Consider the following 4,747-nt stretch of genomic DNA (forward strand, 5'->3'; position numbering starts at 1 on the left):
CCGACATTGGTGTTGTTTTATACCGGGCTTTTTCTCGGCCGCCACTAATCGTGGGTATACCACAACTCCCTTTGGTTGTCAAACTCTAAGCTGCCCCACCAAACTTATTCTCGCAATCTGGCTGCGTGGTGGGCACGGCGCTTTGCGCCTTTGCCCACCCTACGGCAGTGGAGCTAGCCGCCGTCTTCGGCCAGCCCGAGAAACCGCCGGATCTCACCCAACACCTCTTGCGGCTTGTCATGCTGCAGCCAGTGTCCGGCGCCGGCGATGGTTTCGATGCGCGCCTGCGGGAAGTAGCGCTCCAGGCCCGCAGCCTTGGCGCCGGCGAGAAAACTTTCACCGGCATTGAGCAGCAGCGTCGGGCAGGCAATGCGCGACCACAGCGCGACGTGATCGTCCGGCCAGAGCCGGTGCGGCGCAGAGGCGCGCTGGTAGGGATCGAACTTCCAGCTATAGGTGCCGTCGTCATTCCGCCGCGAGCCGTGCGTTGCAAGATGCAGCGCGAGGTCGCGGGCGAGGCGCTTGTTGTGAAGCACCATCTGCGCGGCCGCGTCTTCGAGGGTCGAATAGCGGCGCGGCGTGCGGTCGTGCAGCCTGTCGAGCTGGCTGACCCATTTGCTGATGCGCTCATGCGTCGGCGCTTTGGGGGTGTCCGGCAACATGGTGACGCCGTCGAGGACGACGAGCTTCGAAACCAGTTCGGGGAACGACCCCGAAAAGATCAGGCTCACCATGCCGCCCATGGAATGGCCGATCAGAGTCACCTGAGGCGCTGCGATGCTGCGAATGAGCTGCGCGAGGTCGTAGACATACTCGGTCAGCGCGTAGCTGCCGCCCTTGGTCCAGTCGGAATCGCCATGACCGCGCAGATCGGGCGCGAGCACGTGAAAATGCGGCTGAAGCGAGCGGGCGATGGCGTCCCAGCTCCGGCAATGATCGCGGCCGCCATGGACCAGGATGGCGACGGGCGCGCCGTGATTGCCCCAATCGGCATAGTGCAGCCGCAGGCCGTGGGACTCGTAAGTGCGACTTTGCGGGGCGAGCATCGGGCGTCGATCCTTCGAAATGCCGGACGAGATAACAGCACGACTGGAGTAGCCTGCTGCCGGCCATTCCACAAGCAAGCCGCAGGTCACGGGCGCTTCGGCGGCGAGCTCGTGCCGGCTAGGCGGCGCATGGCGCGTCGGCGCTGCCGGGTCTTGCGCATCTTCGCGTCGTGACAGCGACGCGCGGTGCGCGACAACGACCTTGTCAGGAGGCGATAACGCGACCAGGACATCATCCTCATCGAACTCTCCATCGCAACAACCATGGGTGAGCCGCGAGCGATGGGTCGTTCGAATTCCACGCGTTACATCTAGGTCATTACGGGTCGGAAAGTCTTTCGGGCCGATGGCGACAATGTCGCGCGCACGCCGTCATCGCGAGCGGATCGCCTCATCGAAATCGTTCATCGGTATTAAACCTGCGTAAGGCGCCGAACGCAGGACGCACTCGTCGCCTCCAACGGATGTTAGGAGGTGAACATCATGAAACTTGTATCTGCGTTTGTCGGCCTTGCCGCGCTTGGCGGGGTCACGCTGTCGAGCGGGGCTGCGTCAGCAGCACCGATCGAGGTGCCGACCGGCTATGTCTGCAATGAATGGGGCCATTGCTGGCAACGGCACTACCATGGAGGCTACTACCATCCGCACTACTGGGGTGGTTACGGCTGGCACCATCATTGGGGTGACGGCTGGCGCTGGCATCATTGGGCTCGCTGGCACCGCTGGCATCATTGGCATCAGTGGTGAAATCCGAGAAAGGGGCTTCGGCCCCTTTCTTTTTTCGGCGGATGCCGTCGGGAATGACGCGAGCTAGGTCTGCACCGGCCGCCGCGCCAGCGCAAGTGAGAGGCCAAGGCCGGTGATGAAGACGCCCGAGCCCTGCGTGAGACGCCGCATCAGATGCGGCCTGCCAATCAGCTGCGTGCGCGTTGCAGTTGCCATCAGCACGACGACGACATCGGCGAGCGTGTTCAGGATCACCGAGATCGCGCCGAGCACGATGAATTGCAGCGTGGGGCTCGATCCCGCGGGATCGAGGAACTGCGGAATGAAGGCGAGGAAGAATGCGGCGGTCTTCGGGTTCAGCGCCTCGACCAGCACGCCGTCGCGGAACGCGCGCCTGTCGCCGACGGGCTCGCTCTCCAGCGAGAGCGCGCGGCCGGCGCTGCGGAAGGTCTTGATGCCGAGCCAAACCAGATAGAGCGCGCCGATGAATTTTACGACGGCAAACAGCTCCGCACTGGCAAGGATGATCGCGGAGATGCCGAGGCTGCCCGCGACGACATGAACCAGCCCGCCGAGCGCCGTGCCCGCAGTTGACGCAAAGCCGCTGGCGCGCCCCTCCGACAAGGTCCGCGCCGCGACGTAGAAGATGCCGGGGCCGGGAACGGCGGCAATGAGACACGCTGCGGCCAGGAACAGCCAGAAATTCGTTTCGATCATCCCGTTTTGGTAACGTAGCGTGCTGCGATTGCAAGGCCTCTCGTTCAGCCCATCCGGCGGAAGATCACGCTGGCATTCACCCCGCCGAAGCCAAATCCGTTGGAGATGGCGTTGAGCATCGGCATCGGCCGCGCGCTGCCTGCGACGATGTCGATGCCATCAGCGCCGGGATCTGCGTTTTCGAAATTGCGCGTCGGCGGCGCGACCTGGTCTCGCAAGGCGAGGACGGTGAAGATGGCCTCGAGGCCGCCGGCGGCGCCGAGCAGATGGCCGGTGGCCGATTTCGTCGCGCTGACCGCGATGCCGCGGTTGCGGCCGAACAGCGCGGCGATCGCGCCGAGCTCGCTCTCGTCGCCGGCCGGCGTCGACGTCGCATGCGCGTTCAGATGCTGCAAATCCGCGGGCGCAAGCTTCGCCTGGCGCAGCGCGATCTCCATGGCACGGCGGGCGCCGTCGCCGTCGGGCGGGCCCGACGTCATGTGATAGGCGTCCGCCGTCGTGCCGTAGCCCACGATTTCCGCAATCGGGGAGGCGCCGCGCGCCAGCGCATGCTCCAGCTCCTCGATCACGAGGATACCGGCGCCTTCGCCCATGACAAAGCCGTCGCGGTCGCGATCGAACGGGCGCGAGGCGCGCGCGGGCTCGCCGTTGAATCCGCTCGACAGCGCGCGGGCCGCGGCAAAGCCGCCGATGCTGACGATATCGATGCAGGCTTCCGCGCCGCCGCAGATCGCGACATCGGCTTCGCCTGCACGGATCATGCGCGCGGCATCGCCGATCGCCTGGACGCCGGCGGCACAGGCCGTGACCGGTGTGCCCAGCGCACCCTTGTAGCCGTATTTGATCGAGACGTGGCCGGCGGCGAGATTGGCGAGAAACGAGGGGATGGTGAAGGGCGAGAGCCGGCGCGCGCCGCGCTGCTCGGTGATGCGCACCGCCTCCGCCATTGCCGGGAAGCCGCCGACGCCGGAAGCGATGATCGTCGCGGTGCGTTCCTGTGCGCTCGCATCCTGCGGCGCCCATCTGGCCTGCGCGACCGCCTCTGCGGTCGCGAGCAGGGCGAACAGGATGAAGCGGTCCATCTTGCGCTGGTCTTTTGGCGCGGCAGCTTGCGCGGGGTCGAAGCCGCCTTCGGCATCGTCGGCCTTGTCGGGCACGAGACCGGCAATGCGCGCGGGCAGTGCCTGCGACCATTCCGGCAGAGGGCGCAGCCCGCTCTGGCCGGCGCGCAGCCGGCGCCAGGACAGTTCAACACCGCAGCCGAGCGGCGACACCGCCCCCATTCCCGTCACGACGATACGACGCATGTCAGTCTCCAGCCGGCGCAACGGCCGGGTTCATGGCTTTGAGCGAGGCGAGCCGCTTGCGCATCCCGCGACTGGCGCGGGGACCCGGGACGACGACCGCATTGGCGAGGGTGATCGGACGCATCTCGGCGGCATCGACCACGATCGGATCGAACGGGCGAGCGTCACTCCGATTCGCCAGCACGATGGATTCGCCCTTGGGCGCGAGATGCCTGTTGCCCCAGGCCAGCAGCGCCACGACCACAGGGAAGAAATCCCGCGCCTTCTCCGTCAGCACATATTCGTAACGCGGCGGCCGTTCATGATAGCGGCGGCGGACGAACATGCCGCTCTCGGTGAGATGGGCAAGGCGCCGCGACAGGATGTTCGGCGCGATGCCGAGACCTTGCGAGAATTCGTCGAACTTCGTCGCGCCCTGGAACGCATCCCGCAGGATCAAGATGCTCCACCATTCACCGACCGTCTCAACAGCGCGGCCGACCGGGCATTCCAGGATGGAGGGGGATTTGGGCTGCATGGCGGGAACGTAGGAGAGTGGCTTGCAAAATGCAAGTCACTGGGCAGGCGGCGGCGGGTAGAGTGAGCGGTGAGGATGCGGAGGTGGGGCTGGCGGTGAGGTGCGCGGCGGGCGAGCGGTAAGTATGTGAAAGCAGGTCTGGTGGTGGGATTTAAGGTAGCCGCCGGATAGCCGCTATCGTGCCCCGGACGCAGCGCAGCGCCTCTTGGCGGTGCGCTGCAGAGCCGGGGCCCATGTTGCGGAGAGCCTTGCGTGTCGCTTCCCGGCTCTGCACAGCAGCGTTTCCCGCTGCAGCGCGTCCGGGACAAGAGAGGGAATGCGCCGTTGCCTAGCTCTCCGTCATTGCGAGCGCAGCGAAGCAAAAACCCCGGGTTCACCCGGCGGGGGATGGTTTTGTTGAGCGCCGCGCCGCCGTGGCGCCGGGGAGGAGCGGA

The 4,747-nt window shown here is 66.0% G+C and carries 5 protein-coding genes; 1 reads left to right on the forward strand and 4 read right to left on the reverse strand.

The features are described from left to right. Nucleotides 1-173 precede the first annotated feature (173 nt). The gene (locus AC0L3X_RS36900; protein ID WP_063985111.1) at nt 174-1,046 is read right to left on the reverse strand and encodes an alpha/beta fold hydrolase; all 873 of its coding nucleotides are present in this window, start codon (nt 1,044-1,046) and stop codon (nt 174-176) included. A gap of 483 nt (nt 1,047-1,529) precedes the next feature. On the opposite strand from AC0L3X_RS36900, the gene AC0L3X_RS36905 reads away from it, so the two are divergent. Further along, on the forward strand, nt 1,530-1,793 hold the full coding sequence (locus AC0L3X_RS36905; RefSeq protein ID WP_084795277.1) for a hypothetical protein: 264 nt from the start codon (nt 1,530-1,532) through the stop codon (nt 1,791-1,793). 63 nt (nt 1,794-1,856) lie between these two features. Here the strand turns inward: AC0L3X_RS36905 and AC0L3X_RS36910 are convergent, their stop codons facing one another. Genes AC0L3X_RS36910 through AC0L3X_RS36920 form a run of 3 tightly spaced genes read right to left on the reverse strand, consistent with a single transcriptional unit; the run spans nt 1,857 to nt 4,313 of the window. Beyond that, entirely contained in the window at nt 1,857-2,489 is a 633-nt protein-coding gene (locus AC0L3X_RS36910) for a LysE family translocator (RefSeq protein ID WP_063985108.1), read from the reverse strand. Between the two features lie 44 nt (nt 2,490-2,533). Continuing rightward, the gene (gene fabF / locus AC0L3X_RS36915; RefSeq protein ID WP_063985107.1) at nt 2,534-3,796 is read right to left on the reverse strand and encodes a beta-ketoacyl-ACP synthase II; all 1,263 of its coding nucleotides are present in this window, start codon (nt 3,794-3,796) and stop codon (nt 2,534-2,536) included. A 1-nt stretch (nt 3,797) separates the two neighbouring features. After that, nucleotides 3,798-4,313, reverse strand: a complete 516-nt coding sequence (locus AC0L3X_RS36920) for a winged helix-turn-helix transcriptional regulator (protein WP_063985106.1) — start codon at nt 4,311-4,313, stop codon at nt 3,798-3,800. Nucleotides 4,314-4,747: the final 434 nt, after the last annotated feature.

Source organism: Bradyrhizobium sp. MI1.7 (assembly GCF_055811795.1).